The sequence below is a fragment of the Micromonospora carbonacea genome, assembly GCF_014205165.1.
GTDB classification, from domain to species: Bacteria; Actinomycetota; Actinomycetes; order Mycobacteriales; family Micromonosporaceae; genus Micromonospora; species Micromonospora carbonacea.
The window spans coordinates 7,181,738-7,204,432 of sequence record NZ_JACHMZ010000001.1 but is presented as its reverse complement, the minus strand read 5'-3'; the positions used below and the strand labels follow the sequence as shown (position 1 = coordinate 7,204,432).

25 protein-coding genes are annotated in these 22,695 nt (G+C 74.9%); 19 read left to right on the top strand and 6 right to left on the bottom strand.

What is annotated here, in order from left to right; genetic code table 11:
- The first annotated feature begins 16 nt into the window (after positions 1 to 16).
- From HDA31_RS30360 to HDA31_RS30330, 7 genes are all read left to right on the top strand, one after another.
- Positions 17 to 1,246, top strand: coding sequence for an LCP family protein (locus HDA31_RS30360; protein ID WP_178066927.1), 1,230 nt, complete (start codon positions 17 to 19; stop codon positions 1,244 to 1,246).
- Between the two features lie 208 nt (positions 1,247 to 1,454).
- The gene (locus HDA31_RS30355; protein ID WP_439822723.1) at positions 1,455 to 2,375 is read left to right on the top strand and encodes an LCP family protein; all 921 of its coding nucleotides are present in this window, start codon (positions 1,455 to 1,457) and stop codon (positions 2,373 to 2,375) included.
- Positions 2,376 to 2,489: 114 nt separating this feature from the next.
- Complete coding sequence (locus HDA31_RS30350; protein ID WP_074478287.1) at positions 2,490 to 2,825, top strand: rhodanese-like domain-containing protein; 336 nt, start codon at positions 2,490 to 2,492, stop codon at positions 2,823 to 2,825.
- A gap of 18 nt (positions 2,826 to 2,843) precedes the next feature.
- Positions 2,844 to 3,635, top strand: a complete 792-nt coding sequence (locus tag HDA31_RS30345) for a glycerophosphodiester phosphodiesterase (protein WP_178066928.1) — start codon at positions 2,844 to 2,846, stop codon at positions 3,633 to 3,635.
- A 172-nt stretch (positions 3,636 to 3,807) separates the two neighbouring features.
- On the top strand, positions 3,808 to 5,262 hold the full coding sequence (locus HDA31_RS30340) for a sensor histidine kinase (RefSeq protein WP_178066929.1): 1,455 nt from the start codon (positions 3,808 to 3,810) through the stop codon (positions 5,260 to 5,262).
- 83 nt (positions 5,263 to 5,345) lie between these two features.
- The gene (locus HDA31_RS30335; RefSeq protein ID WP_176735029.1) at positions 5,346 to 5,762 is read left to right on the top strand and encodes an ATP-binding protein; all 417 of its coding nucleotides are present in this window, start codon (positions 5,346 to 5,348) and stop codon (positions 5,760 to 5,762) included.
- 72 nt (positions 5,763 to 5,834) lie between these two features.
- Positions 5,835 to 6,725 (top strand): DUF5926 family protein, encoded by an 891-nt coding sequence (locus HDA31_RS30330; protein WP_178066930.1) that lies wholly within the window; start codon positions 5,835 to 5,837, stop codon positions 6,723 to 6,725.
- Positions 6,726 to 6,782: 57 nt separating this feature from the next.
- On the opposite strand, the gene HDA31_RS30325 is transcribed toward HDA31_RS30330, so the two are convergent.
- Complete coding sequence (locus tag HDA31_RS30325) at positions 6,783 to 7,979, bottom strand: arginine deiminase (RefSeq protein WP_074478116.1); 1,197 nt, start codon at positions 7,977 to 7,979, stop codon at positions 6,783 to 6,785.
- 164 nt (positions 7,980 to 8,143) lie between these two features.
- On the opposite strand from HDA31_RS30325, the gene HDA31_RS30320 reads away from it, so the two are divergent.
- The 5 genes from HDA31_RS30320 (at position 8,144) to pheA (ending at position 11,746) form a co-directional block, all read left to right on the top strand.
- Entirely contained in the window at positions 8,144 to 8,884 is a 741-nt protein-coding gene (locus tag HDA31_RS30320; protein WP_178066931.1) for a hypothetical protein, read from the top strand.
- Between the two features lie 177 nt (positions 8,885 to 9,061).
- The gene (locus HDA31_RS30315) at positions 9,062 to 9,520 is read left to right on the top strand and encodes a hypothetical protein (protein WP_178066932.1); all 459 of its coding nucleotides are present in this window, start codon (positions 9,062 to 9,064) and stop codon (positions 9,518 to 9,520) included.
- A 112-nt stretch (positions 9,521 to 9,632) separates the two neighbouring features.
- Positions 9,633 to 10,016: an ACT domain-containing protein gene (locus tag HDA31_RS30310; protein WP_074478122.1), complete on the top strand. Its 384-nt coding sequence runs from the start codon at positions 9,633 to 9,635 to the stop codon at positions 10,014 to 10,016.
- Between the two features lie 215 nt (positions 10,017 to 10,231).
- Complete coding sequence (locus HDA31_RS30305; protein ID WP_376701478.1) at positions 10,232 to 10,780, top strand: hypothetical protein; 549 nt, start codon at positions 10,232 to 10,234, stop codon at positions 10,778 to 10,780.
- A 9-nt stretch (positions 10,781 to 10,789) separates the two neighbouring features.
- Positions 10,790 to 11,746, top strand: coding sequence for a prephenate dehydratase (pheA, locus tag HDA31_RS30300; RefSeq protein WP_178066933.1), 957 nt, complete (start codon positions 10,790 to 10,792; stop codon positions 11,744 to 11,746).
- Between the two features lie 102 nt (positions 11,747 to 11,848).
- On the opposite strand, the gene HDA31_RS30295 is transcribed toward pheA, so the two are convergent.
- The 3 genes from HDA31_RS30295 to HDA31_RS30285 form a co-directional block, all read right to left on the bottom strand.
- On the bottom strand, positions 11,849 to 12,571 hold the full coding sequence (locus HDA31_RS30295) for an AIM24 family protein (RefSeq protein WP_178066934.1): 723 nt from the start codon (positions 12,569 to 12,571) through the stop codon (positions 11,849 to 11,851).
- 162 nt (positions 12,572 to 12,733) lie between these two features.
- On the bottom strand, positions 12,734 to 13,075 hold the full coding sequence (locus HDA31_RS30290; RefSeq protein ID WP_178067947.1) for a metallopeptidase family protein: 342 nt from the start codon (positions 13,073 to 13,075) through the stop codon (positions 12,734 to 12,736).
- Positions 13,076 to 13,202: 127 nt separating this feature from the next.
- Positions 13,203 to 13,634 (bottom strand): OsmC family protein, encoded by a 432-nt coding sequence (locus HDA31_RS30285; protein WP_043960915.1) that lies wholly within the window; start codon positions 13,632 to 13,634, stop codon positions 13,203 to 13,205.
- A gap of 160 nt (positions 13,635 to 13,794) precedes the next feature.
- On the opposite strand from HDA31_RS30285, the gene HDA31_RS30280 reads away from it, so the two are divergent.
- The 3 genes from HDA31_RS30280 to HDA31_RS30270 all read left to right on the top strand — a co-directional run bounded on the left by HDA31_RS30280 (position 13,795) and on the right by HDA31_RS30270 (position 16,391).
- Positions 13,795 to 14,481, top strand: a complete 687-nt coding sequence (locus tag HDA31_RS30280; protein WP_178066935.1) for a hypothetical protein — start codon at positions 13,795 to 13,797, stop codon at positions 14,479 to 14,481.
- A 276-nt stretch (positions 14,482 to 14,757) separates the two neighbouring features.
- Positions 14,758 to 15,579 (top strand): HAD family hydrolase, encoded by an 822-nt coding sequence (locus tag HDA31_RS30275; RefSeq protein WP_178066936.1) that lies wholly within the window; start codon positions 14,758 to 14,760, stop codon positions 15,577 to 15,579.
- Positions 15,579 to 16,391 carry an HAD family hydrolase gene (locus HDA31_RS30270; protein ID WP_178066937.1) on the top strand — a complete coding sequence of 271 codons (813 nt, stop codon included), beginning with the start codon at positions 15,579 to 15,581 and terminating at the stop codon, positions 16,389 to 16,391. Before HDA31_RS30275 ends, HDA31_RS30270 begins: the two co-directional genes overlap by 1 nt.
- A 38-nt stretch (positions 16,392 to 16,429) precedes the next feature.
- On the opposite strand, the gene HDA31_RS30265 is transcribed toward HDA31_RS30270, so the two are convergent.
- Positions 16,430 to 17,032, bottom strand: coding sequence for a bacterial proteasome activator family protein (locus HDA31_RS30265; RefSeq protein ID WP_074478295.1), 603 nt, complete (start codon positions 17,030 to 17,032; stop codon positions 16,430 to 16,432).
- 94 nt (positions 17,033 to 17,126) lie between these two features.
- Here HDA31_RS30265 and HDA31_RS30260 point away from each other — a divergent pair, with 94 nt between their 5' ends.
- Both HDA31_RS30260 and HDA31_RS30255 read left to right on the top strand, forming a co-directional pair.
- Positions 17,127 to 17,924: an alpha/beta hydrolase family protein gene (locus HDA31_RS30260; protein ID WP_178066938.1), complete on the top strand. Its 798-nt coding sequence runs from the start codon at positions 17,127 to 17,129 to the stop codon at positions 17,922 to 17,924.
- Positions 17,925 to 18,002: 78 nt separating this feature from the next.
- A complete protein-coding gene (locus tag HDA31_RS30255) occupies positions 18,003 to 19,208 on the top strand; it encodes an ABC transporter substrate-binding protein (protein ID WP_178066939.1) in 1,206 nt (401 codons plus the stop codon).
- 76 nt (positions 19,209 to 19,284) lie between these two features.
- Here HDA31_RS30255 and ddaH read toward each other — a convergent pair whose 3' ends face one another.
- Positions 19,285 to 20,118, bottom strand: a complete 834-nt coding sequence (gene ddaH, locus HDA31_RS30250; RefSeq protein WP_347405232.1) for a dimethylargininase — start codon at positions 20,116 to 20,118, stop codon at positions 19,285 to 19,287.
- A gap of 59 nt (positions 20,119 to 20,177) precedes the next feature.
- Here ddaH and HDA31_RS30245 point away from each other — a divergent pair, with 59 nt between their 5' ends.
- Together HDA31_RS30245 and HDA31_RS30240 are read left to right on the top strand one after the other, a co-directional pair.
- On the top strand, positions 20,178 to 20,633 hold the full coding sequence (locus tag HDA31_RS30245) for an Lrp/AsnC family transcriptional regulator (RefSeq protein ID WP_178066941.1): 456 nt from the start codon (positions 20,178 to 20,180) through the stop codon (positions 20,631 to 20,633).
- Positions 20,634 to 20,700: 67 nt separating this feature from the next.
- Positions 20,701 to 22,605: a beta-propeller domain-containing protein gene (locus HDA31_RS30240; RefSeq protein WP_178066942.1), complete on the top strand. Its 1,905-nt coding sequence runs from the start codon at positions 20,701 to 20,703 to the stop codon at positions 22,603 to 22,605.
- Positions 22,606 to 22,695 lie beyond the last annotated feature (90 nt).

The following is a 22,695-nucleotide window of genomic DNA, read 5'->3' as shown; positions in this document are numbered from 1 at the left end:
GCGAGCTGGAGCACGCATGCCGGTTCATACCAGCCGTCGCCCTCCGTCGCAGGAGCCCGTCGGCGCGGTCGCACGGGTTCCGTCGGCCATCCCGTCGCAGCCCCGCAGCGGCGGCCGACCGCCCACCGACGTCCCCGCCCGCAAGCGGAAGAAGAAGCGCCGCAAGGACCCCCTGTGGGCCCGCCTCACCGTCGTCTTCGGCGCGCTCCTGATGATGACGAGCGGGATCGCCATCGTCGGCAGCAAGGCGTTCATCAACCAGGCCACCGGCAACATCGCCCAGCGCAACCTGCTCGGCGACGCCGGCAAGTCCGACGCCGAGGGCGGGGCCAGCCTGGACGGCCCGATCGACATGCTGCTGCTGGGCGTGGACGCCCGCGAGCGCTGGGCCGCCGACGACGTCCGCGCCGACACGATCATCGTGCTGCACATCCCCGCCTCGCACGACCAGGCGTACCTGATCTCCATTCCCCGGGACACCGAGGCGCAGATCCCGGCGTTCAAGAAGAGCGGCTACGGGGGCGGCACCGACAAGATCAACGCGGCCTTCCAGGCGGGCGCCCGCAACGGCGGCGGCTGGGAGGGCGGCGCGCAGCTCATGGCGCAGACGATCAAGCGGATGACGGGGATCAGCTTCGACGGCGCGGCCATCATCAACTTCGGCGGATTCAAGGGCGTCATCGACGCCCTCGGCACCGTGCGGATCTGCGTGAGCCACGAGGTCAAGTCGCACCACATGTCGTACGTCGACGGCAAGCCGATGTGGAACGCCGACGCGAAGAAGACCGGCAAGCCGATGACCCCGGTGGTGCACAAGAAGGGCTGCCGGGACATGAAGGGCTGGGCCGCCCTCGACTACGCCCGGCAGCGCTACGGCCTGCCGAACAGCGACTACGACCGCCAGCAGAACCAGCAGCAGCTCATCAAGGCGATGGCGAAGAAGGCGACCGAGAACGGCACGCTGACCAACCCGGTGAAGCTCAACGGGCTGATCAAGGCGGCCGGCAAGGCGTTCGTGCTGGACACCGGCGGGGTGCCGATCATCGACTTCATCTACACGATGCGCGGGGTCACCGGGAACGACCTGACCACGCTGCGGACCAACGGCGGCACCTTCCACGCGAACGCCAGCGGGACGAAGGAGTCGCTGAGCCCGCAGACCATGGAGATGTTCCAGGCGATCAAGAACGACAAGCTGGCCGAGTTCGTCTACTCCAACCCGAACGTGCTGTCGACCCGCAAGTAGCACTCTGATCAGGGGAAACCCGCCCGGCGACCCGGCGCCCCCCGTAGCCTGACGTGAGGAACATTCACGTACGGCGGCGGGGGGCGTCACGGCCAAGTGGGGGGAAACCGGACGGGGGCGGCGGGGACCGGCCCGTCGACGCGTACCCCGGTGGAGCCGGATCCTGCTCGGGGCCGGCCTCGCCCTGGCGCTGCTGGCCGCTGGCGCCGTGGTCGGGCTCCGGGCCCTCGGCCACCGCTACGAGCGCACGGTGACGCGGGAGGACCTGCTCGACACCGACGCCCGGCGCGACCGGACGGACCTGGACGGGGCGCTCAACTACCTCCTCGTCGGCTCGGACCGGCGGCCCGGCGCGGCCGGCGACGACCAGCGCTCGGACACCATCCTGGTGGTGCACGTGCCGGCCGACACGAAGAGCGCCTACCTGGTCTCGTTCCCCCGCGACCTGCTGGTCGCCGTCCCGCCCGGCCCGAACGGCTACGGCGGCGGCAGCGACAAGCTCAACGCGGCCTACGAGCACGGCGGCGGCGGCGAGGCCGGCGTCCAGCTCCTCTCGGCCACCCTCACCCGGCTCACCGGGCTGCGCTTCGACGGGGCCGCCCTGATCGACTTCGCCGGGCTGCGGCAGGTGATCGACCTCCTCGGCGGGGTGCGCATGTGCGTCGACACCGAGGTCCGCTCGATCCACACGGGGACCCTGTTCAGCCCCGGCTGTCAGCAGATGGACGGCGCGCGGGCGCTGGACTACGTCCGGCAGCGCTACGACCTGCCCGGCGGCGACTACGACCGGCAGCGCCACCAGCAGCAGCTCCTGCGGGCGATGCTGGACCGGGCCGGCGCGACGAACCTGCGCCGCGACCCGGTGCGGCTCGACCGGCTCATCCGGGCGGTCGGCGCGTCGCTGACCGTCGACACCAACGGGGTGCCCCTGGAGGACCTGCTGCTCACCCTCCGGGACCTCCCCCCGAACGCGCTGGCGGGCATCCAGGTGCCCTCCCACCCGCAGACCATCGACGGCATCTCGTACGTCGTGCTCGACGCCGGGGGGAACGCCCTCTTCGACGCGGTCCGGGGCGCCCGCATGCCCGCCTGGGCGCAGGCCAACCCGCGCTGGGTGACCCACCTCTGAGCCCGCACCCACCCCACCGCGTCCACCCGCCGCTGACCTGCGCATTCGTCCCGACCCGCCCGGATTCGCACACCCCCGACGGGGCCGCCGGGCGAGGCTCTAGGCTTGGTGACCGTGTTCGGACCCCAGGTTCCCACCGTGCCCGTGACCGAGATCGCCGACGACACCTACCTGCTCGACGTCCGCGAGGACGACGAGTGGGCCGCCGGGCACGCCCCCGGCGCCCACCACCTGCCGATGATGGAGCTGCCCGCCCGGATGGCCGAGGTGCCCACCGACCGGGACGTGGCGGTCATCTGCCGCTCCGGCGGGCGCTCGGCGCAGGTGGTGGCCTACCTGCGGAACAACGGCTGGGACCAGGTGCGCAACGCCGACGGCGGCATGCGCCAGTGGGCGGCCGTCGGCCGACCCGTGGTGACCGGGGACGGCGGGCCGGGCCAGGTCATCTGAGAGCGACGGGCGACGGGCATGGGTGATCCCCTGGTCTTCGCGCACCGCGGCTCCTCGGCGGACCTGCCGGAGCACACCCTCGCCGCCTACCTGCGGGCCCTCGACGAGGGCGTCGACGGGCTGGAGTGCGACGTCCGGCTGACCCGCGACGGGCACCTGGTCTGCGTCCACGACCGGCGGCTGGAGCGCACCAGCAACGGCACCGGCCTGGTCAGCGTCCGCACGCTGGCGGAGCTGGAGGCGCTGGACTTCGGCTCCTGGCACCCGGGCTGCGGGCCCTCCGACGGCGACGAGCTGCCGGACGAGTCGCGCACCCGGCTGCTCACCCTGGCGCGGCTGCTCGACGCGGTGCTGGCCGCCGGCCGCCCGGTGCGGCTGCTGATCGAGACGAAGCACCCCTCGCGGTACGGCGGGCACGTGGAGCGCCGGCTGGTGGCCCTGCTGCGCCGCTACGGCCTGGCCGAACCGCGCCCCGACGCCCCCGTCCAGGTCACGGTGATGTCCTTCTCGCCGCTGGCCGTGCGGCGCGTCCGCGACCTCGCCCCCGGGCTGCCCACGGTGCTCCTGCTGGAGGTGCTGCCGCGCTGGCTGCGGCTCGGCCGCCTGCCGTTCGGCACCCGCATCGCCGGGCCGGGGGTCGCGCTGGTCCGGGCCCGGCCGCGCCTGGTGCCCGCGCTGCGGTCCGCCGGCCACCAGGTGTACGTCTGGACCGTCAACGAGCCCGCCGAGCTGGACCTGGTGCTCGACGTCGGGGTGGACGGGATCATCACCGACCGGCCGGCGCACGCGCTGGCCCGGCTGGGCCGGTGAACGGGTCGGGCGGCGTCGGCCGCCGAGGCCGCCACCCCGCCGGACGGGGCCGGTGAACCGGCGGGGCGGCGTCGTCCGCTGGCTGGTCAGGCCGGGTTCGCCGGGCGGCGCGGGTGCCGGGGCCGCCCGCGCGGGGGTGTCGGGGAGCGGGTCGGCACGGCACACTCGGGACATGCCGGACCGTACCGACCTCGCCGCCCTGATAACCGGCCATGGCAGGGTTATCGAGATGATCAACTCTGGTGAAGTCGGCCTGCCCGTCCTCGCCCAGCTGCTCCAGGTGGTCCAGCCGGCGATCGGGGCGGCCAGCACCGCCTTCGTGGAGTTCGCGCCCACCGGCGGCCGGGTGATCGCCGCGACCGGGGGCGCCGAGTGGGCCGTCGGCCGGCCCGTGTCGCCCACCGACCCGGCCACCGTCTGCCTGCTCTCCGGCCCGCGGGTCCGCGACATCCGGGTGGACCGCATCCCCGGCCCGATCGGCGCCGAGCTGGTCGACCGGGGGCTGCGCCGGATGGTGGCCGCCCGCGCCGAGATCGGCGGGCTGACCGTCGGCAGCCTGCACGCGTTCTATCCGGACGACGACGCGTCGACGGCCGCCGGGCAGCACGAGGTGGTGGCGTACATCGCCTCCTGCATCGCCCACATGTACAGCGACCAGAGCGGCCTGCCGGTGCACGGCGACGGCCCGGTGGTCGCGGCGCTGGCCGACGGGCTCGCCGTGGTCGACCGGGAGGGGCGCGTCCGGCTCTGGAACCCGGCCGCCGCCCAGGTGACCGGCCGGACGGTCGCGGAGTCGCTGAACCGGGCGCTGCCGTTCCCCCTCCCCCCGTCCGGGCAGGTCCTCGACCACCGGCTGCCGGACGGCCGCTGGATCAAGATCACCTCAGGCGAGCTGCCGGGCCCCGGGGCGCTGCGCGTGGTCACCTTCCGGGACATCACCGACCAACAGCTCCGCGACCAGGACCGGGACCTCTTCGTCGCGGTGACCAGCCACGAGCTGCGCACGCCGGTCACCGTCATCAAGGGGTACGCGGACACCCTCACCGAGCACTGGGACTCCCTGACCGACGCCGACCGGCGGCAGGCCGCCCGGGTCATCGGGCAGCGCGCCAACGAACTCGCCCGGCTGGTCGACCGGCTGCTCACCTCGGCCACCGAGGGTCGGCCCGGCGAGCCGTCCGTCCCCTTCGACCTGGGCGAGGCGCTCCGGGCCGCCGTCGCCGACCTGCCCACCGACCTGCGCCGCCGGGTCGTCCTCGACGTGCCCGAGGGCCTGCCCCGGGCGCTCGGCACCCGGCAGTCGCTGACGACGGTGCTGACCGAGCTGGGGACCAACGCCGACAAGTACTCCCCGCCCGACACCCCGATCGAGATCACCGCCGAGAGCAACGAGCGGACCGTCTCGTTCCGGGTCGCCGACCGGGGCATCGGCATCCGGCCGGAGCACGTCGAGCGGGCGTTCGACCGGTTCTGGCAGGGCGAGTCCGGCGACCGCCGGGGATACCCGGGTGCCGGGCTCGGCCTCTATCTCGTCCGCCGGATCGTTGAACAGCAGAATGGCTGGGTGTCGCTCCGGCCGAGGTCGGGCGGCGGTACGGTCGCAGAGGTCCGGCTGCCCCGCGGGTGAGCCCGGTCGGCGGGTCGGGCCGGGGCGTCGTGGGGCGAGAGAGGGCGGCGGTGGCGGGAGAGCCGGTCGAGCGGTCGTGGTGCGTGGTGGTGCCGCACCACCCGACCGGCGCGCGCCTGGCCCGGCACCGGCTCGCCGACGAGCTGGCCGACGTCGTGCCGCCGGTGCTCCTGGCCGACCTGGTGGCGGTCCTGGCCGAGCTGGTCGGCAACGCCGTCCGGCACGCCGACGCGCTTCCCGGCGGGGTGGTGCGGGTGGCCTGGCGGCTGCGCCGGACCCCCGACGGGCCGTTCGTCCAGCTCCGGGTCACCGACGGCGGGGCGGCCGCCGGGCCGCTGGTCCGGGTCGCCGGCCCCGACGCGGTCGACGGCCGTGGCCTGCACATCGTCGCGGGCCTGGCCAGCCGGTGGGGCGTCGACCGGGACGGCCTCGGGCAGAGCGTGTGGGCCGAGTTCGAGCCCGCCGCCACGCCCCGCACCGATCTCGTCGCCGCCGGCTGAGCCGCGCCGGACCATCCGTGCGGGGCGGGTCCTGCCCACCCCGGCCGGCAACGGGCTCTAGGCTGTCTCGCCGTGAGCAAGCGTAGAAGGATCCAGCGGGCCGCCGACGTCGCCGTCACCGGGAAGCGGGAGAAGGTGCGGGACGTCTTCGTGCCCCGACCGTTCGAGGGACTGGCCGACGAGCCGGAGTGGATCGCCCTGCGCGAGCTGGTCCCCGCCGCCTCCGCGCCGCTGCGGCTCGTCCCCGAGCTGGTCGAGGAGCACGGCGACCGGCCGGTCACCCTGGCCACCGTGCTGCCCATGGCGGCACCGGCGATGACCAAGGCCGACGGTCGCGTCTTCGTCGGGCTCCAGCGCCACCAGCAGTCGGGCGACGTCTCCCGGGACCTGGCCGAGGCGCTGCTCTGCGCGCTGCGCACCGAGCCCGGCCGGACGGTCACGGTGCCGCCGCTGCCCGGCCCTGGCCCCCGCCTCCAGGACATCCTGGTCGACGGGCCGCTGGACGTCAGCATGCACGAGGGCTTCGAGTTCTGGCTCGACCCGGGGGCGGCCGACGACCCGACCGTCCAGGCGTCGCTGGAGCGGGCCAACGCGGCCATCTACCCGACCGTGCGGCTGGCGGCGGCGCGGGCGGCGTACTGGTGCCGGGTGCCGGAGAAGGCGCACGTGCGCTGGGTGCTCCCGGACGACGAGGACGCCGCGCTGGACGCCCTGGCGCGGCTGAGCGCCGCCGGCACGCTGCCCCTCGCCGGGGGCACGAAGTTCGCCGGCATGTTCCGCGCGCACGGGCGTCTCGTGCCGGTCTGGGACCTGCCCGAGGACGTCCCGGCGGCCGACTGGGAGGAGCCGGTGCGGGAGTTCGCCGGGCGCTACGCCGGGGCCCTCGCCGAGAAGGAGCCGCTGGACGCGGCGGGCCGCCGCGCCCGGCACGGCCTGCTCGGCCGGCAGCTCACCCTGCGCTGAGCCGCGTGTTAGGAAGGGCCCCCTGTACAACGTTTTGCGTTAACAAGGGGCCCTTCCTTACTCCCGGACCAGGGGGCAGGACATGCATCGCGGGCCGCCCCGGCCGGAGCCCAGCTCGGAGCCCGCGATCGGGATCACCTCGATGCCGGCCCGCTCCAGCTGCGCGTTGGTGCCGGTGTTGCGCTCGTAGCCGACGCAGAGCCGGGGGGCGATGGCGAGGGTGTTGTTGCCGTCGTCCCACTGCTCCCGCTCGGCGGTGACCGGGTCGAGGCCGGTGTCGATCACCCGGAGCTGGTCGAGGTCCATCGCGTCGGCGGCGGCCCGCAGGAACGGCGCGGGCCCGTCCACCTGCGGTTCGCCGTCGGGGCCGGCGACCACCGTGTACGCGGCGAGGGTGCTCGCCACGTTCGCGTACATCAGCACGGCGTCGACGTCGACCATCGTGCAGATGGTGTCCAGGTGCATGGTGGCGCGCTCCTGGGCGATCGGCACCACCAGGATGGTGTGCGCCAGCCCGGCGGCGAAGACCTGCCGGGCGAGCCGTTCCGCGCCGGCCGGGGTGGTCCGCTCACCGACCCCGACCGCGAGCACCCCCGGGGCGAGCAGCAGCACGTCGCCGCCCTCCAGGTGCTCCAGCCCGGGGTGGTAGACGAACTCGGTGCCGACGAAGCGCGGGTGGTGCCGGTAGATGGCGTCGGTGATGCTCGTCTCTCTTCGGCGGGCGGGCATCGCCAGGCTGGTGACCCCGACCCGGTCGCCGATCCACAGTGACGAGTCGCGGGTGAACAGCAGGTTGGGCAGGGGGTCGATGACGAAGTCGTGCCGGTCCATCAGGGAGTAGACGAGCCCACCGGGCCGCTCCCTGCTGATCCGCAGCTCCTCGTGGGCGAGCCCGGCGACGAGCACGTCGGCGAGGGCGGCGGGGTCGAGGTAGGCGAGGTGGTCGGCCACCCGGCGGCGCAGGGTGTCGCCGAGCCGGGGCGAGCTGAGCACCTGCTCGGTCAGCTCGGCGCGGGCCTCGGCGACGGCGAGGGTCTCGGCGAGGAGGGTGGCGAGGTAGAGCACCTCCACCCCGCGGGCGCGCAGCTCGGCGGCGAACGCGTCGTGCTCCTCCTGTGCCCGTCCGACCCATGGGATAGCGTCGAACAGCAACGAGTCGTTGTTCCGGGGGGTGAGTCGGGCCAGTTCGGGGCCCGGCCGGTGCAGCAGCACGGTGCCGAGGCGGCCGACTTCACTGTCCACGTAGTGGGTCACCCGGCCAAGGGTAGGGCAGGGTTTGGCGGCATCCGGTAAAACGTCTGTGGATGAATATGGCATTCATCCACACTCACTCCGGCGCTCCGACTTGCCGGGTACCCGGTATGTCAACGTAGGGTAGTGAGGACATAACTTCGAGGGACCTTTTGCCGGAGGTCGCGATGACTGTCTTTCCCGCACGTCGAGCCGCACCCACCGCACGGGCACTGCCGCCCGTCTCGGTGCCACACCCCGGGGCGGATGCCCCCGGGGTGCTCGACCCGACCCGTCCGAGCCCCCTGGAGTGGGCCCGGCGGCGGCGCGCCGAGCGGGGGGCCCGCCGGTTGGAAGCGGCCGGGGCCCGCGCCCTGGGCCGGCTCGACCACCTCGGGCCGGGGTGGCACGTCGTCGAGTGGCCCCGCACGGACACCACGGACCTCCTCCTCGACCCCGCCCAGGACGACCGGGCCGGGTTCCTCGCCATCGGGCCGGGTGGCCTGTTCGCGGTGACCATCGCCGACCACGGCCGCGCCCGGGTGCTCGTGGCCGGCGACGTGGTGCAGATCAACGGCAAGCGCCCGCCCTACGTGGCCGAGGCCCGCCGCGACGCCAAGCGCGCGAGCAAGGTGCTGTCCCAGGCGGTGGGGCTGGCCATCCCGGTGACGCCGGTGCTGACCTTCGTCGGCTCGGGCGTCATCAGCGTGTACGGCCTGCCGAAGGACTGCCTCATGGCCACCCACCGCGAGCTGGACCGCCTGCTCGTGGCGGGCGGCAACCGGATCACCCCGGCCACGGCCGAGAAACTCGCCCGCGTGGCGCAGCACCCGGGGACCTGGATGAACGGCACCTACCGTCCCGCCGGCGACTACCGGTGGTACGACGGCGGCCGAACGGCGGCTGACAAGCCGGCCAACCGCCGGTAACGTCTCCCGCGACGCCACGCGGTCCGGCCCGTACCCGGAGCAACCACCCGGCCGCGCCGGCGCCGGACGCCCGGGTGAGGGCAACCGACCCCCGGCGGCCCGGCGGCCCCAGCGCGGTCGGCGGTGCCCAGACGACCGGTTAGCGTGGACAGACCGTCGGTGTACATAGGAGGCGCGGTGGCCCACGTCGAACTCTCGCTCTCGGAAGTGTTCGCGCCCACCGCCCGGACACCGCTGGAGCAGGGGTCCGACAACTTCGGGCAGTGGTCCGCCACCGTGGCCCGGGCCGACGAGCCCTGCCTCCTGATCGACACCGACACCCGGGTCGTCGCGGTGTCCGCAGCCGGCTGCGAGCTGCTCTGCCTCGGCCGCCCCGACGACGTGATCGGCCTGCCGCTGCTCGACGGCTGTCTGCGGCTGCTCGACTTCACCGCCCACCGGGGCGAGTTGACCGAGCAGGAGACCGACAAGATCCCGCCGCTGCTCGCCCTGCACTCCGGGCGGCTCGCCCGGGGGCTGCTGCGGGTGCAGGCCGCGACGGCGGGCCGGACGGACCCGACGGTCGACGCCATCTCGACGCCGGTGCTGACCGACGGGCAGGTCGCCGGGTCGCTGACCTTCTTCTCCGAGGTCTGATCCGCCTCCCACCGTCCGGTCCGCACAGTGCGGCCCTGACCTGGGCAGATGTGGCGTCCGCCGCACCCTCGGGGAGCTGTGACGGGCACCCGCCAGGCCGTAGGGTGCCCTCATGGTCGATGTCGCTCTGCTGCCGGGGGAGTACGCGGTGTGCCGGCTGGCCGCCGGCGCCGTCCTCGGGCCCGCCCTCTGGGGCGAACTGGGCGACGCCGAGGTGGTCAGCGTGAGCTGGGCCGCCGACGGGGTCTCCGTGATCTGCCCGACCCCCCGCGCGCCGGGCGAGGTGGAGACCGACTGGCGGTGCCTGCGGATCGTCGGCCCGCTCGGGCAGGCGGTGACCGGCACCCTGGCCGCGCTGATCGGCCCGCTGACCGAGGCGCGGGTCGATCCGGTCGCCTTCTCCACGTACGACACCGACCACGTGCTCGTGCCCGCCGTGCGGCTGGGCGAGGCGACCGCCGCGCTGCGCCGCGCCGGCCACCGCGTCCTCGACTGACGGCCGCCCTGGACGGTCGCCCCCGCGGGACCGGCCCGGTGGGCCTTCACGGCCGCGCCGATGGCTCCTACGATGGGCTCGGCCATCCCGGCCGCAACGACGTTCTCCGATGCAAGGATCGGCCCGTGCCGCCATCCGCACCGCACCGACCGGTGTCCCGCGCGCCCGGCGCCTCCGGCCCGTCCCGCGCGCCCGGTCGCTCCGGTCCCGCCCGGCTGCCCGGCCGCTCCTCCCGGCTGCCCGGCGCGATCGGGCTGCTCGCCCTCCTCGCCGTCACGCTCGCCGGCTGCGGCACGCCGCCGGAGCTGCGCCAGCCCGCCGCCCTGCCCAGCACCGGCCCGACCGGCCCACCCGGTCCCGCCGCGTCGGCCGCCGCCACGCCCACCGGCCCGACGGCGCCGGTCACCCCGCCCGCGGCGGTGCCGTCGACCACCCCGGGTTCCGACCTGGTCGCCGGCCCCTGCCGCGACGGCCCGTCGGTGGACCGGGTCGTCGCGCTGCTGCGCGGCCCGGCCGGGGTGCTGTCCGGCTCGGTCTCGGTGCGGGCGGGCGACGGCCCGTTCTGCGCCGGGGACTGGCAGTACACGGTGCTGCGGGTGACCGGGCACGAGGAGTTGCAGGTGGTGACCCGGGGCCGGCCGGGCGACCTGGAGCTGGTCACCGCCGGCACCGACGTCTGCACCATCGAGGTGCGCGTCGCCGGGCCGCCCGGCATCCGGGCACTCGCCTGCGACGCCGTCCCGGGCACCGTGCCGGGTGCGTAGGCTGGCGGCATGCCGGGAACACCGCCCACCCGTTTCGTCTACCTCGGCCCCGAGGGCACCTTCGCCGAGCAGGCCCTGCGCACCGTGCCGGCCGCCGAGCGCGGCACCCGCACGCCCGCCCGCAGCGTCGGCGAGGCGCTGGAGGCCGTCCGCGCCGGGGAGGCCGACGCGGCCCTGGTGCCGCTGGAGAACTCGATCGGCGGCGCGGTCGGGGTGACCCTGGACGAGCTGGCCGAGGGCGACCCGCTGGTGATCACCCGGGAGGTGATCCTGCCGGTCGAGTTCGTGCTCGGCGCCCGTCAGGGGACGTCGCCGGAGGAGATCCGCTCGGTGGCCGCCCATCCCCAGGCGTCCACCCAGTGCCGGGGCTGGCTGCGCACCCACCTGCCGGACGCGGTCGTGGTGGACGTGCTCTCCAACGGGGCCGCCGCGGCCGGCGCGGCGACGGGCGAGTTCGACGCGGCGATCTGCGCCCCGATCGGGGCCGCCCGGCACCGGCTGGCGGTGCTCGCCGACAAGATCGCCGACCATCCCGACGCGGTGACCCGGTTCGCGCTGCTGTCCCGCCCGGGCCCGCCCTCGCCCCCCACCGGGGACGACCTCACGTCACTGGCCGTCTACATCGCCCACGACCGGGTGGGCGCGCTGCTGTCGGTGCTGATGGAGCTGGCCGTGCGCGGGGTGAACCTGACCCGCATCGAGTCCCGCCCGACGGGCGAGGCGCTGGGTCGGTACGTCTTCTTCCTCGACTGCACCGGCCACGTCGCCGAGCCACGGCTCGGGGAGGCGTTGCAGGGGTTGCGGCGGGTCTGCGCCCAGGTGCGGTTCCTCGGGTCGTACCCCCGGCACCGGTGGGCGCAGCCGGCGGGCGACCGGCCCGTGCCCGCGCCGGCCGGGCTGTCGGACGCCGACTACGCCGACGCGTCGGCCTGGCTGGCCCGGTTGCGTGCCGGCGAGCTGAGCTGAGCGCGGCCTCGTCGGCCCGGCCCGCGTCGGCGGGTCGACACCGGGGCGCCCCGTGTCGGGGCGCCCCCGCCCGGGCCAGTTCGTCGCCTGCGCGGCGACGGGTCAGCTCAGCAGGCCGCCGAGCAGGCCGCCCTGCTGCTCCTGGGCGCCGCTGCCCGCGATCGGCGGCTCCTCGGAGGGCTGCACCACCACGAAGCCCTGCCCGGCGAAGCTCATCGTGAACGCCTCGCCGGTGCTGCGCCCCAGCAGCGTGCCCAGGCCGAACTGCTCGGCCCGGTGGTAGCCGGTCTGGAGGTTGGCCGACCAGCACACGGCGGCCTGCGGGTCGACGTAGGTCGGCGCGTCGACGTTGAGCACCACCGGGGTGCCCTTCGTGGTGATCGCGATCCGGCCGTGGCCGGTGAAGACGCAGTTGAACAGGCCGGACGAGGAGGCCATCCCGGCGCCGCCGACCATGCGGATGTCGTATTGCAGGGTGGAGTCGAAGGCCAGCACGCTGGATCCGTTGATCGACAGCGCGTCGCCGGGCTCCAGGTCGATGATGTGCACGTCCTTGGCCAGCTCGGCGAGGAAGACGTCGCCCCGGCCGCTGAGCTTCATCAGCGGGACGCCCTCGCCGGTGAGCTTCTGCTTGAGGAACTTGCCCAGGCCGCCGGAGCCGAGCGCCTGGAACTGCACCTGACCCTGGTAGGCGACCATCGACCCGACCCGGGCCATCGCCTCGCCGTTCAGCTCGATCTTCAACATCTTGGAGTTCTGCAGCCGCATGCCGGGCTGGGCGGACTCCTTCTCCAGGTTCTCGGCGGAGAACAGCGCGCTGCGCATGGAAAAGCCTCCTGACTCGGGGTGTCTGCCCGGAGGGTAGGTGACCAGCGCAACCGGTGACATCGGCCGAGCGGGGCCGGCCCGTCGTCGCGCGGCGCGGACCGGACGGACGGGGACGAGGACGCCGGCGCGGACCGGACGGAGGGGCGGTAACGCCGCCCGTCAGCCCCAGCCGAGGTCGTGCAGCCGGTCGTCGTCGATGCCGAAGTGGTGGGCGATCTCGTGCACCACCGTCACCGCCACCTCGTCGACGACGTCCTCCTCGCTGTCGCAGATGCGCAGGATGGGGCGGCGGTAGATGAAGATGCGGTCCGGCAGGACGCCCGCGTAGTCCCAGCCCCGCTCGGTGAGGGCGTGGCCCTCGTAGAGGCCGAGCAGGTCACCGTCGCCGGGGGGCGGGTCGTCCTCGACCAGGATCACCACGTTGCTCATCAGCCCCAGCAGCTCCTCGGGGACCTCGTCGAGGGCGTCCCCGACCAGCTCCTCGAAGCGCTCCCGGCTCATCTGGACCGCCACGCACCCATTGTCCCAGAGTCGGCCCGACGCCCGGTGCCCAAGATCCTGCTTGCACGGAAAAGTCCCCATCCGGTGCGGACGGGGACCGTTCCGTGTCAGGTGGGCGCGGAGGCCCTCAGGAGGCGAGCCGGGCCGTGAGGCTGATCTGCGCGCCCGGGGAGAGCAGGCGCGAGATCGGGCAGTTCTCCTTGGCGGTCTCGGCCAGCTTGGCGAACTGGGCCTCGTCCAGCCCCGGGGCCTGGCCGACCGTCTCCAGGTCGATCCGGGTCACGGTCATCCCCGCGTCGGTCTTGTCGAAGTGCACCTTCGCGGTGGTCTCCACCGACGTGCCGGTCGCGCCGGCGTCGGCGAGCTGCTTGGAGAACGCCATCGAGAAGCAGGCGGCGTGGGCCGCCCCGATGAGTTCCTCGGGGTTGGTGCCCTCGCCCTCCTCGAACCGCGACTTGAAGGAGTAGTTTCCCTGGAGCCCGCCCTTGCCGGTGCGGACCGTGCCGGAGCCCTCGGTGAGGTCACCCTGCCAACGTGCGGAAGCGGTACGGATAGGCATGAGCCGACGCTAACCGAAAGCCGGGCGGCGGGCGACCCGCTGCCCGGGATCCGTCCACGCCGATCGCGGCGGGTCGCGTTCCCGGCCGCGCCGTGTCTGCTGTGTCATGATTCGGCTCAGGCCCACGGGGTCCAGGCCCGCGAACGCGGAGAGGTGGCCGATGTCCGAGGAGCTTCCCATCCCCCGGCAGGACAGCCGGTCCGGCGACGCCACCGTCCTGGAGTGGGGTGGGTCCGAGCCCGGCCCGCCGGGGCGGGTGGGTCGCCCGCTGTCCCGGCTCGGGCGGGACCGGCGGATCCCGCTGGTGGCGGCCGGCCTCGGCGCGGTGGCCGCGTTCGCCTCGCTGGTCGGGGAGTGGCTGGTGATGACCGTGCCGACCGGGGGCCCCGAGGGCGACACGCTGCGGGTGCCGGGCGGGGTGTCCGACGTGGGTGGCTTCGGCCTGGGTTACCTGGTGGGCCTGTTCGCGCTGGTCACGGCTGCCGCCCTGGCCCTGCGGGGCAGCGCCGCCGTGCGGCACGACGCGCGGGTGGCCGGCCTCGCCCTGTCGACGGCCCTGATCGGCGTCCTGGTCGCCGCCTCGTTGTCGCTGGACGACTCGGGCCGGCAGGCCCTCTACTCCTCCGAGGACGGCTTCCAGGTGGAATACGGCCGGGGGCTGGTGGCGGCCTTCGCGGCCTGCGTGCTGCTGGCGGCGGCGCTCTACCTCGCCGGCCGGGCCGACGCCGGGCCACCGGCCGAGGGCGCGCCACGCGCGGAGCGCCCGACCGCCGAGGAGACCGACGCGCTGCCCGGGCCGGTCGACCTCACCGTGCAGCCGACGGCCCCCTTCGCCCGCCCGGAGTAGCGCCCGGAGCACGGAAGGGGCCCGGTCGACGCCCACGGCGGAGAAGGGGCCCCTGCTCACCAGGAGGTCCGGCCCCGGCCGTGGCCGGACCGGGGGTCCGCCCCGGCCAGGAGCCGCGCAACCTGGGCGTGGTGTCGAGTTGCCGCCCGGTTCGTCGGGAAGCCATGGTCGCGCCCGGTTGCGCGAGGTACGGTAGCTGCCCGCCGTCACTGCCGGTCGAGGCACCGACGACCCAGAGACAGGGCCGGCGCGACGGCGGCGGGCGAAGGAGGAGCCATGACCCGCCCGGGGCTGCCCAAGCTGATCGCCACCGACCTCGACGGGACGCTGGTCCGCAGCGACGAGACCGTCTCCGCGTACACCCACGAGGTGCTCGACCGGGTGCGGGCCGCCGGCATCCCGGTGGTCGGCGCGACCGGCCGGGGGCCACGGCTCACCGAGCTCACCCGCAACGACATCCGGGCCGCCGACTTCCTGGTGCTGGCCGGCGGGGGCTGGGTGGTCGACCAGAGCGACCCGGCCGGGCCGGAGGTGCTGCGCGAGGAGCGGCTCCCCCGGGAGGTGCTGGCGCGGCTGCTCGCCGAGCTGGAGGCCGAGGTCGGCCCGCTCACCGTGATGGTCGAGGCGTCCGGCGAGGCCGGCGCCCCGCTCTGGGGCGACTACCACCCGAGCTGGCCGTACCCGGACCTGTTCGAGCCGCGCACCCGCGACGAGTGCCTCGCCACCGACGTGATCAAGGCGTTCGCCCGGACCGCCGACCATCAGATCGACGCGCTGCTGGAGACCGCCCGCCGGATCATCGGCCCCGAGGTGGCCGCGCTCACCCAGGCCGGGCTCGGCTTCGTCGAGATCTCCCCGCCCGGGGTCGACAAGGCGTCCGGGCTGCACGTCGTGGCGCAGCGGCTCGGGGTGGACCCGGCCGACGTGCTGGTCTTCGGCGACATGCCCAACGACCTGCCGATGTTCGAGTGGGCCGGGTGGTCCCGGGTGGCCGTCTCCAACGCCCACCCGACCGTCCGCGCCGCCGCCGACGAGGTGACGCTGCGCAACGACGACGACGGAGTCGCGGTCTACCTGGACCGACTACTCTCCCGGTGATGGGAGAGACACCTCGGCTGGTCGCCACGGACATCGACGGGACCCTGCTCACCGACGAGCGGACGCTCAGCCCCCGCACCCGCGACGCGCTGGCCCGGATGTCCGCGCGGGGCACGCCGGTCGTGCTGGTCACCGGCCGCCCGATCCGCTGGCTCCAACTGGTGTACGAGCAGCTCGCCGAGCCGCTGCCGGCGATCTGCGCCAACGGCGCGGTGGTGTACGACCCGGTGGCCGACGAGGTGCTCCGGGCCGACCCGCTCGCGCCGGAGCTGCTCGCCGAGGTGGCCCGGCGGCTGCGGGCCGAGGTGCCCGGGGTCAGCTTCGCGGTGGAGATCGTGGACAGCCGGGAGATGCGGCACGAGGCCGGCTATCCGCTGCGCTGGGACGCCGACGCGGAGGCGATCCGGGCGATCACCTCGCCGGAGGAGCTGCACTCGGTGCCGGCGGTGAAGCTGCTGGCCCGCGCCAGGGAACAGGACCCGGACGTGTTCCTGGAGGTGGTCGCCGGGGCGCTGCGCGGGCTGGCCGAGGCGACCCACTCGTCGTACACGGGGCTGGTGGAGATCTCGGCGGCCGGGGTGACCAAGGCGGCGGGCCTGGCATGGTATTGCGCCCGGCTCGGGATCGACGAGCGGGACGTGCTGGCCTTCGGCGACATGCCCAACGACGTGCCGATGCTGACCTGGGCCGGCCGGGGGGTGGCGGTGGCGAACGCGCACCCCGCCGTCCTGGCGATCGCCGACGAGGTGACGGCGGCGAACTCCGCCGACGGCGTGGCCGCGTACCTGGAGAAGGTCTTCGGGGTGGGGTGAGACGCGCGCCGGGCCCGCGCGGACCCGGCGCGCGACGGTCAGAGGTACTGCCCGGTGCTGTGCCCCTCGCCGCCCTGCGGGTGGCCGATGCCCGGCATGCCCGGCATCATCCCGGCGGGCCCGCTGGGCAGCGCCTGCCGGCCGGAACGCATCTGTTCGAGCTGGACGCGGGCGGCCATCTGCTGCGCCACCAGGGCCGCCTGGATGCCGTGGAACAGCCCCTCCAGCCAGCCGACGAGCTGGGCGTGGGCGATCCGCAGCTCGCCCTCGCTGGGCGCCTTGTCCTCGGTGAAGGGCAGCGAGATCCGCTCCAGCTCGTCGCGGAGCTCGGGGGCCAGGCCCTCCTTCAGCTCGACGATCGACCGTTCGTGGATCTCCCGCATCCGGTGTCGGCTCGCGTCGTCGAGCGGGGCGGCCTTGACCTCCTCCAGCAGCTGTTTGATCATGCTGCCGATCCGCATCACCTTGGCGGGTTGCTCGACCAGGCGGGTCGGGTCCTCGCCTGCGGCGTCGTCGGTCTGCACGGTGCCGACCGGGCGGCCGTCCGGGCCGACCACCACCACGGTGCCGGATCGCCCGGTGCCGTCGTGGCCCGGCTCGTCGTCTTGTCCAGCGGAGTGCGCTTCGGTCATGCGTTCCATCTTGACCCAGGCGGTGGGCCGCCCGCTCGTCGGGACCGGCACCTAGTGACGGGTGTCCCCCGGCGGGGCCGTCCGCCGCGCTACCGTCGCCGGCATGCCCGCCGACCCCCGCTCCGTGCTCGACCGCCCCGCCCCCGCGCCGGACGCCACCGTCGCCTACGGCGGGCACCCGGACCAGGTCGCCGACCTGCGCCGCCCGGCGGGGGACGGCCCGCCGCTGCCCCTGGTCGTGGTGGTGCACGGCGGCTTCTGGCGGGCCGAGTACGACCGTGGCCACACCGGGCCGCTCGCGGCGGCGCTGGCCGCGCTCGGCTACCCGGTGGCCCAGCTGGAGTACCGGCGCACCGGCCAGCCGGGCGGCGGCTGGCCGGGCACCCTGGCCGACGTGCTGGCGGGGGTCGCGGCGTTGCCCGGGCTGGCCGGGCCGGTGCTGGGCGACCGGGTGCGCCCCGGGCCGCCGCTGCTGGTCGGCCACTCGGCCGGCGGCCACCTCGCCCTGTACGCCGCCGCCACCGCGCCGGGGACGGTGGCGGGGGTGCTGGCGCTCGCCCCGGTCGCGGACCTGGCCGAGGCTCATCGGCTGGACCTGGACGGTGGGGCGGTGGCCGCGCTGCTCGGCGGCGGGCCGGCGGAACACCCGCGGCGGTACGCCGCCGCCGACCCCCGCCTGCTGGTGCCCACCCCGACACGGACGGTGATCCTGCACGGCCTGCTGGACCGGCAGGTGCCGGTGGGGATGAGCCGGTCGTACGCCGCCGCCGCGCGGGCCGCCGGCAGCCCGGTGCAGCTCGTGGAGCTTCCCGGGTGCGAGCATTTCGGGCTTATCGACCCGGAGTCGGCCGCCTGGCCGGAGGTGGCCCGTGGGCTGCGAACCTTGCACTTTGATCACTGAACATTGACGCAGCGTCGTCGAACCGGTAGAACGCCGAGGGGACGGTATCGGCCCAGCTCAGCTCCCGGAAGGAACTCGGTGTCCCAGATGAACCGCAGGCGGGCACTCCAACTGTTGGCCGCCCTCGGTACCACGGGCCTGACCGCCGCCTGCGCCACGGACGGCGACGAAGGGCCGGCGGCCCCCACCGGCAAGCCGGTCAAGATCGGTCTCATCGCACCGCAGACCGGTGGCTTCAAGGCCATCGGCGACGAGATCGTCAACGGCTTCCAGCTCTATCTCACCCTCAACGGCCAGCAGCTCGGCGGGCATCCCGTGACGGTGGTGACCGCCGACGAGGGCGAGACCGCCAAGACCGGCCAGGCGGCCGTCGACAGCCTGCTCAAGCAGGGCGTGCTGGCGCTCACCGGCGTGGTCAACTCGGCCGTCATGGTGGGCATCCGGGACACCGTGGAGAAGGCCCGGGTGCCGCTGATCGGCTCCAACGCCTCGCCGAAGAGCCTCCAGAGCGTCGTCTACATCTGGCGCACCTCCTACGTGCTGGACGAGCCGGGCCGGGCGATCGGCCCGTACATGGCGCAGCGCCTGCCCGCCGGCAGCCGGGTCGCCATCGTCGCCCCCGACAACCTCGGCTCGCGGGACGTGATCCAGGGGCTCCAGGCCCAGTTCAGCACGGCCGGGTCCAGCGACCCCCGGATCGCCGACCCGGTGATCTGGACCGACGCCACGAGCACGCCCGGCGGCACCGCGTACGCGGCCGACATCCGCACGGCGTTGGCCCGCCAGCCGGACGCGATCTTCTGCCACTTCGCCGGGCCGGCGGCGGTGCAGTTCATCAAGCAGCTCTACCGCGAGGGATGGACGGGCCCGGTCTACGCGCCCGGCTTCCTCACCGAGGGCACGGTGCTCGACGAGGTGCAGGAGGTGGAGGCGCGCAACATCGTGACCTCGCTCAACTACTCCGCCGACCTCAACAACACCGCCAACCGCACCTTCGCGTCGGCGTACCGCAAGACGCACGGCGCGTCCCCGACCACCTACGCGATGGCGTCGTACGACGCGGCGCAGGTGCTGGACAAGGCGATCCGGCTGGCCGGGGGCGACCCGACCCCGCAGCAGGTCAACCTGGCGCTGGGCAAGATCGGCCAGATCGACAGCCCGCGCGGGGCGTGGCAGTTCAACCAGCCGCGAACACCCCAGCAGAAGTGGTACCTGCGCAAGGTGCAACGCGACGGCCAGGTGCTCTCCAACGTCCTGATCAACGAGCTGGCCACGCTGGGCTGAACGCCCGCCCGACCACACCGCACGGGCCGGCCTCCCCCCAGGCGGGACCGGCCCGTGCGCGGGCGGGCCGCCCCGGTCAGGCGCGCAGCTCCGCGATGCAGCACTTCACGCTGCCGCCGCCCTTGCGCACCTCGGTCAGCTCGACCGGCACGGGGGTGTAGCCGGCCGCCTTCAGCTTGCCGGCAAGCCGGGACGCCTCGCTGTTCAGGACCACGTTCGCGCCGTCGCTGACCAGGTTCAGGCCGAACGCCAGGGCGTCGATGTCGTCCGCGACGATCGCATCGGGGAAGAGCTGGGCGAGGACCCGCTGGCTGGCCGCCGAGAAGGCACCCGGGTAGTAGACGACGTTCCCGTCGTCGATCGAGGCCAGCGCCACGTCGAGGTGGTAGAAGCGCGGATCGACCAGGTGCAGCGACACCACCGGCCGGCCGAGCGCCTCCTGCGCCTCGGCGTGCGCCGGCAGCTCGGTGCGGAAGCCGTGGCCGGCGAGGACCAGCCCGCCGTGCGCGTCCGGCAGGTAGGCGAAGTCGCCCTCGCCCTCGTTGGTCTCGTTCGGGGCGATGAAGTGCCAGCCCCGCTCCTCGTAGAAGGCGCGGTGCGCGGCGGCCTCGGCGGCCCGCTGCTCGTGCTTGAACCGGGCGCCGTAGACCGTCCCGTCGACGACGAACGCGCCGTTGGCCGCGAACACCATGTCGGGCAGGCCGGGCTCGGGGGTGAGCAGGTGCACGTCGTGACCGAGGCCGAGCAGCGCCTCGCGCAGCCGGTCCCACTGCCTGACCGCCAGCTCCGCGTCGACGGGCGTGCTGACGTCCATCCACGGATTGATCGCGTACGCGACGGCGAAGTGCTCGGGCGAACACATGAGATATGTCCGCTTTCGGGGGATCCGGTGCTGGTTCACGGACACCAAGAGTAGGTAGCCTTCAACCTTGGTAACAGCCACAACCATTGCTTCCTGAGGGCGGAACGTTGCAGATAGACGCGGTGGATCAACGAATCATTGCGTTGCTCGTGGCCGACGCCCGCGCCTCGTACGCCGACATCGGCGGCCGGGTCTCGCTCTCCGCCCCGGCCGTCAAGCGCCGGGTGGACCGGCTGCGCGCCGCCGGGGTGATCCGGGGATTCACGGCCGTCGTCGACCCGGCCGCCGTCGGCTGGACCACGGAGGCGTTCGTCGAGCTGTTCTGCGCCGGGCGGACCACCCCGGCCCAGATCGGGGTCGCCGTCCGCCGGCATCCGGAGGTGGTCGGGGCGTACACGGTCTCCGGGGAGGCGGACGCGCTGGTGCACCTGCGCGCGGCGGACATCTCGCACCTGGAGGAGGCCCTCGAACGGCTGCGCGCCGAGTCGTTCGTGACCTCCACCCGCAGCACCATCGTGCTCTCCCGCCTCGCCGACTCCCCCGGCGTCGGCCCCTCCACCTGAGGACGCCGACCTGAGCGGCCCGGCCGGGCGCGGGAACCGGAGTCGGGCACGGGGCGTCGAAGCGGGCATGACCCGGGCAACCGTCACCGCCGCCGCCGGCACGCTGGCCGCCCTGACCCTGCTGGCCGGCAGCGCCGCCGCGTGGCCGGCCCCGGAACCGGAGCCACCGACCGCCGCGCCCCGGCTGGTCTCCTTCGACACCTGCGCCGACGCGCTGGCCCGGCTGCGCGCCGCCGCCTCCGCCTCGGTCGGGCCGTGGGGCTTCCAGCCCGGCTGGCGGACCAGCTTCGCCGCGGGCGGGGCCGGCGAGCCGCTGCCGACGCCCGGGGTGGGGGACGGGGCGCGGGCGGCGCAGGGCGCGACGCCGGAACACTCCGGCACCAACGTCCACGAGCCCGGTGCCGACGAGCCGGACCTGGTCAAGACCGACGGCCGGCGGATCGTCACGGTCACGGGGGGCGTGCTGCGGGTCGTCGACCCGGCCACCCGGCGCACGACCGGGCGGCTCGACCTGACCGGCGACGACGCGCGCCTCGGGTCCCGGGGCAGCAGCCTGCTGCTGCACGCCGACCGGGCGCTGGTGCTGCTCGGGGACGGCACGCCGATGCTCCCGAACGGCACGTCGGCCCGCCGGCCGGCCGGGGGACCCCCCGGGGCCAGGCTGCTGCTGGTGGACCTGGCCGGGCGGCCCGCGCTGGTCGGGACGTACCGGATCGACGGGAGCCTGCTCGACGCGCGGCTGACCGGCCCGACGGCCCGGGTCGTGGTCCGTTCCCAGGCCCGGCTGGCCCTCCCCGAGCTGGGCGACGGGGTCACCGAGGCGCAGCGGCTGGCCGCGAACCGGGCGGCGGTCGGCCGGGCCGACCTGGACGCGTGGCTGCCGGCGTACGACTGGACCGAGGGCGACCGGCGCGGCGACGGCCGGGTCGGCTGCGACCGGCTGGCCGCCACGGCCGACAGCACCGGCACGGCCCTGCTGACCGTGCTCAGCTTCGACCTGGCCGCCGGCCGCCTCGGCGACGGCGACCCGGTGAGCGTGGCCGGCGACGCGGAGACCGTCTACGGCACCGCCGGCAGCCTCTACCTCGCGGGGCAGCGGCAGCGGCCGGGCCAGCTCCGGCCGCGCGGCTGGGGCGGGCCGGCGGGACGCGACCCGGGCACAGCGATCTACCAGTTCGACACCCGCGCGCCGGGCCGCCCCCGCTACCTGGCCGCCGGCACCGTGCCGGGCACGCTACTCGACCAGTACGCCCTGTCGGAGTGGCAGGGCCACCTGCGGGTGGCCACCACCAGCGGCGACGACCGGGGCACCCGGCCGGCGACCGAGTCGGGGGTGTACGTGCTGACCCGGCGGGGCGACCTGCTGACCCGGGTCGGCGCGGTCACCGGCCTGGGCCGGGGCGAGCGGATCCACTCGGTGCGCTACCTGGGCCCCACCGGTCACGTGGTGACCTTCCGGCGCACCGACCCGCTCTACACGCTCGACCTGACCGACCCGGCGACGCCCCGGGTCACCGGCGAGCTGAAGATCACCGGCTACTCGGCGTACCTGCACCCGGCGGGGCCGGGGCGGCTGCTCGGGGTCGGGCAGGAGGCGGACGCCGACGGGCGGGCGCAGGGCCTCCAGGTCTCCCTGTTCGACGTGGCCGACCCGGCCCGGCCCACCCGGCTGGCCCGCTACCACGTGCCGGGGGCCGGCTCGGCCGTGGAGTTCGACCCGCACGCCTTCCTGCACGACCCCCGGACGGGGCTGGTGGCGCTCCCCGTCCACGACGGCGGGCTGCTCCTGCTGCGGGTCGCCGGGGCGACCGTCGCGCCGGCCGGCACGGTCACCCACCCCGGTCGCGCGCCGGTCAGCCGGTCACTGCTGGTCGACGGCGTCCTCTGGACCGTCTCCGACGCCGGCCTGCGGGCCGACGACCCGGCCGGCGTCGCCGGGCCGGTCAGGCTCGCCTGGCTCCCGGCGACCTGACCCACCGAGCCGGCGGGTGGGGCCCGGCACTCGGGCCGACCGGGCCCCACCCGCCTTCCGTCGTCGTGGCTCCGCGGCCGGCAGAGCTGC

Excerpts from the sequence above, each read along its gene's own strand:
- HDA31_RS30360 (WP_178066927.1), top strand. The coding sequence starts at position 17 with ATGCCGGTTCATACCAGCCGTCGCCCTCCGTCGCAGGAGCCCGTCGGC.
- HDA31_RS30345 (WP_178066928.1), top strand. The coding sequence starts at position 2,844 with ATGGGTGATCCCCTGGTCTTCGCGCACCGCGGCTCCTCGGCGGACCTG.
- HDA31_RS30340 (WP_178066929.1), top strand. The coding sequence starts at position 3,808 with ATGCCGGACCGTACCGACCTCGCCGCCCTGATAACCGGCCATGGCAGG.
- HDA31_RS30320 (WP_178066931.1), top strand. The coding sequence starts at position 8,144 with ATGACTGTCTTTCCCGCACGTCGAGCCGCACCCACCGCACGGGCACTG.
- HDA31_RS30310 (WP_074478122.1), top strand. The coding sequence starts at position 9,633 with ATGGTCGATGTCGCTCTGCTGCCGGGGGAGTACGCGGTGTGCCGGCTG.
- pheA (WP_178066933.1), top strand. The coding sequence starts at position 10,790 with ATGCCGGGAACACCGCCCACCCGTTTCGTCTACCTCGGCCCCGAGGGC.
- HDA31_RS30295 (WP_178066934.1), bottom strand. The coding sequence starts at position 12,571 with ATGCGCAGCGCGCTGTTCTCCGCCGAGAACCTGGAGAAGGAGTCCGCC.
- HDA31_RS30290 (WP_178067947.1), bottom strand. The coding sequence starts at position 13,075 with ATGAGCCGGGAGCGCTTCGAGGAGCTGGTCGGGGACGCCCTCGACGAG.
- HDA31_RS30285 (WP_043960915.1), bottom strand. The coding sequence starts at position 13,634 with ATGCCTATCCGTACCGCTTCCGCACGTTGGCAGGGTGACCTCACCGAG.
- HDA31_RS30280 (WP_178066935.1), top strand. The coding sequence starts at position 13,795 with ATGTCCGAGGAGCTTCCCATCCCCCGGCAGGACAGCCGGTCCGGCGAC.
- HDA31_RS30275 (WP_178066936.1), top strand. The coding sequence starts at position 14,758 with ATGACCCGCCCGGGGCTGCCCAAGCTGATCGCCACCGACCTCGACGGG.
- HDA31_RS30270 (WP_178066937.1), top strand. The coding sequence starts at position 15,579 with ATGGGAGAGACACCTCGGCTGGTCGCCACGGACATCGACGGGACCCTG.
- HDA31_RS30265 (WP_074478295.1), bottom strand. The coding sequence starts at position 17,032 with ATGGAACGCATGACCGAAGCGCACTCCGCTGGACAAGACGACGAGCCG.
- HDA31_RS30260 (WP_178066938.1), top strand. The coding sequence starts at position 17,127 with ATGCCCGCCGACCCCCGCTCCGTGCTCGACCGCCCCGCCCCCGCGCCG.
- HDA31_RS30240 (WP_178066942.1), top strand. The coding sequence starts at position 20,701 with ATGACCCGGGCAACCGTCACCGCCGCCGCCGGCACGCTGGCCGCCCTG.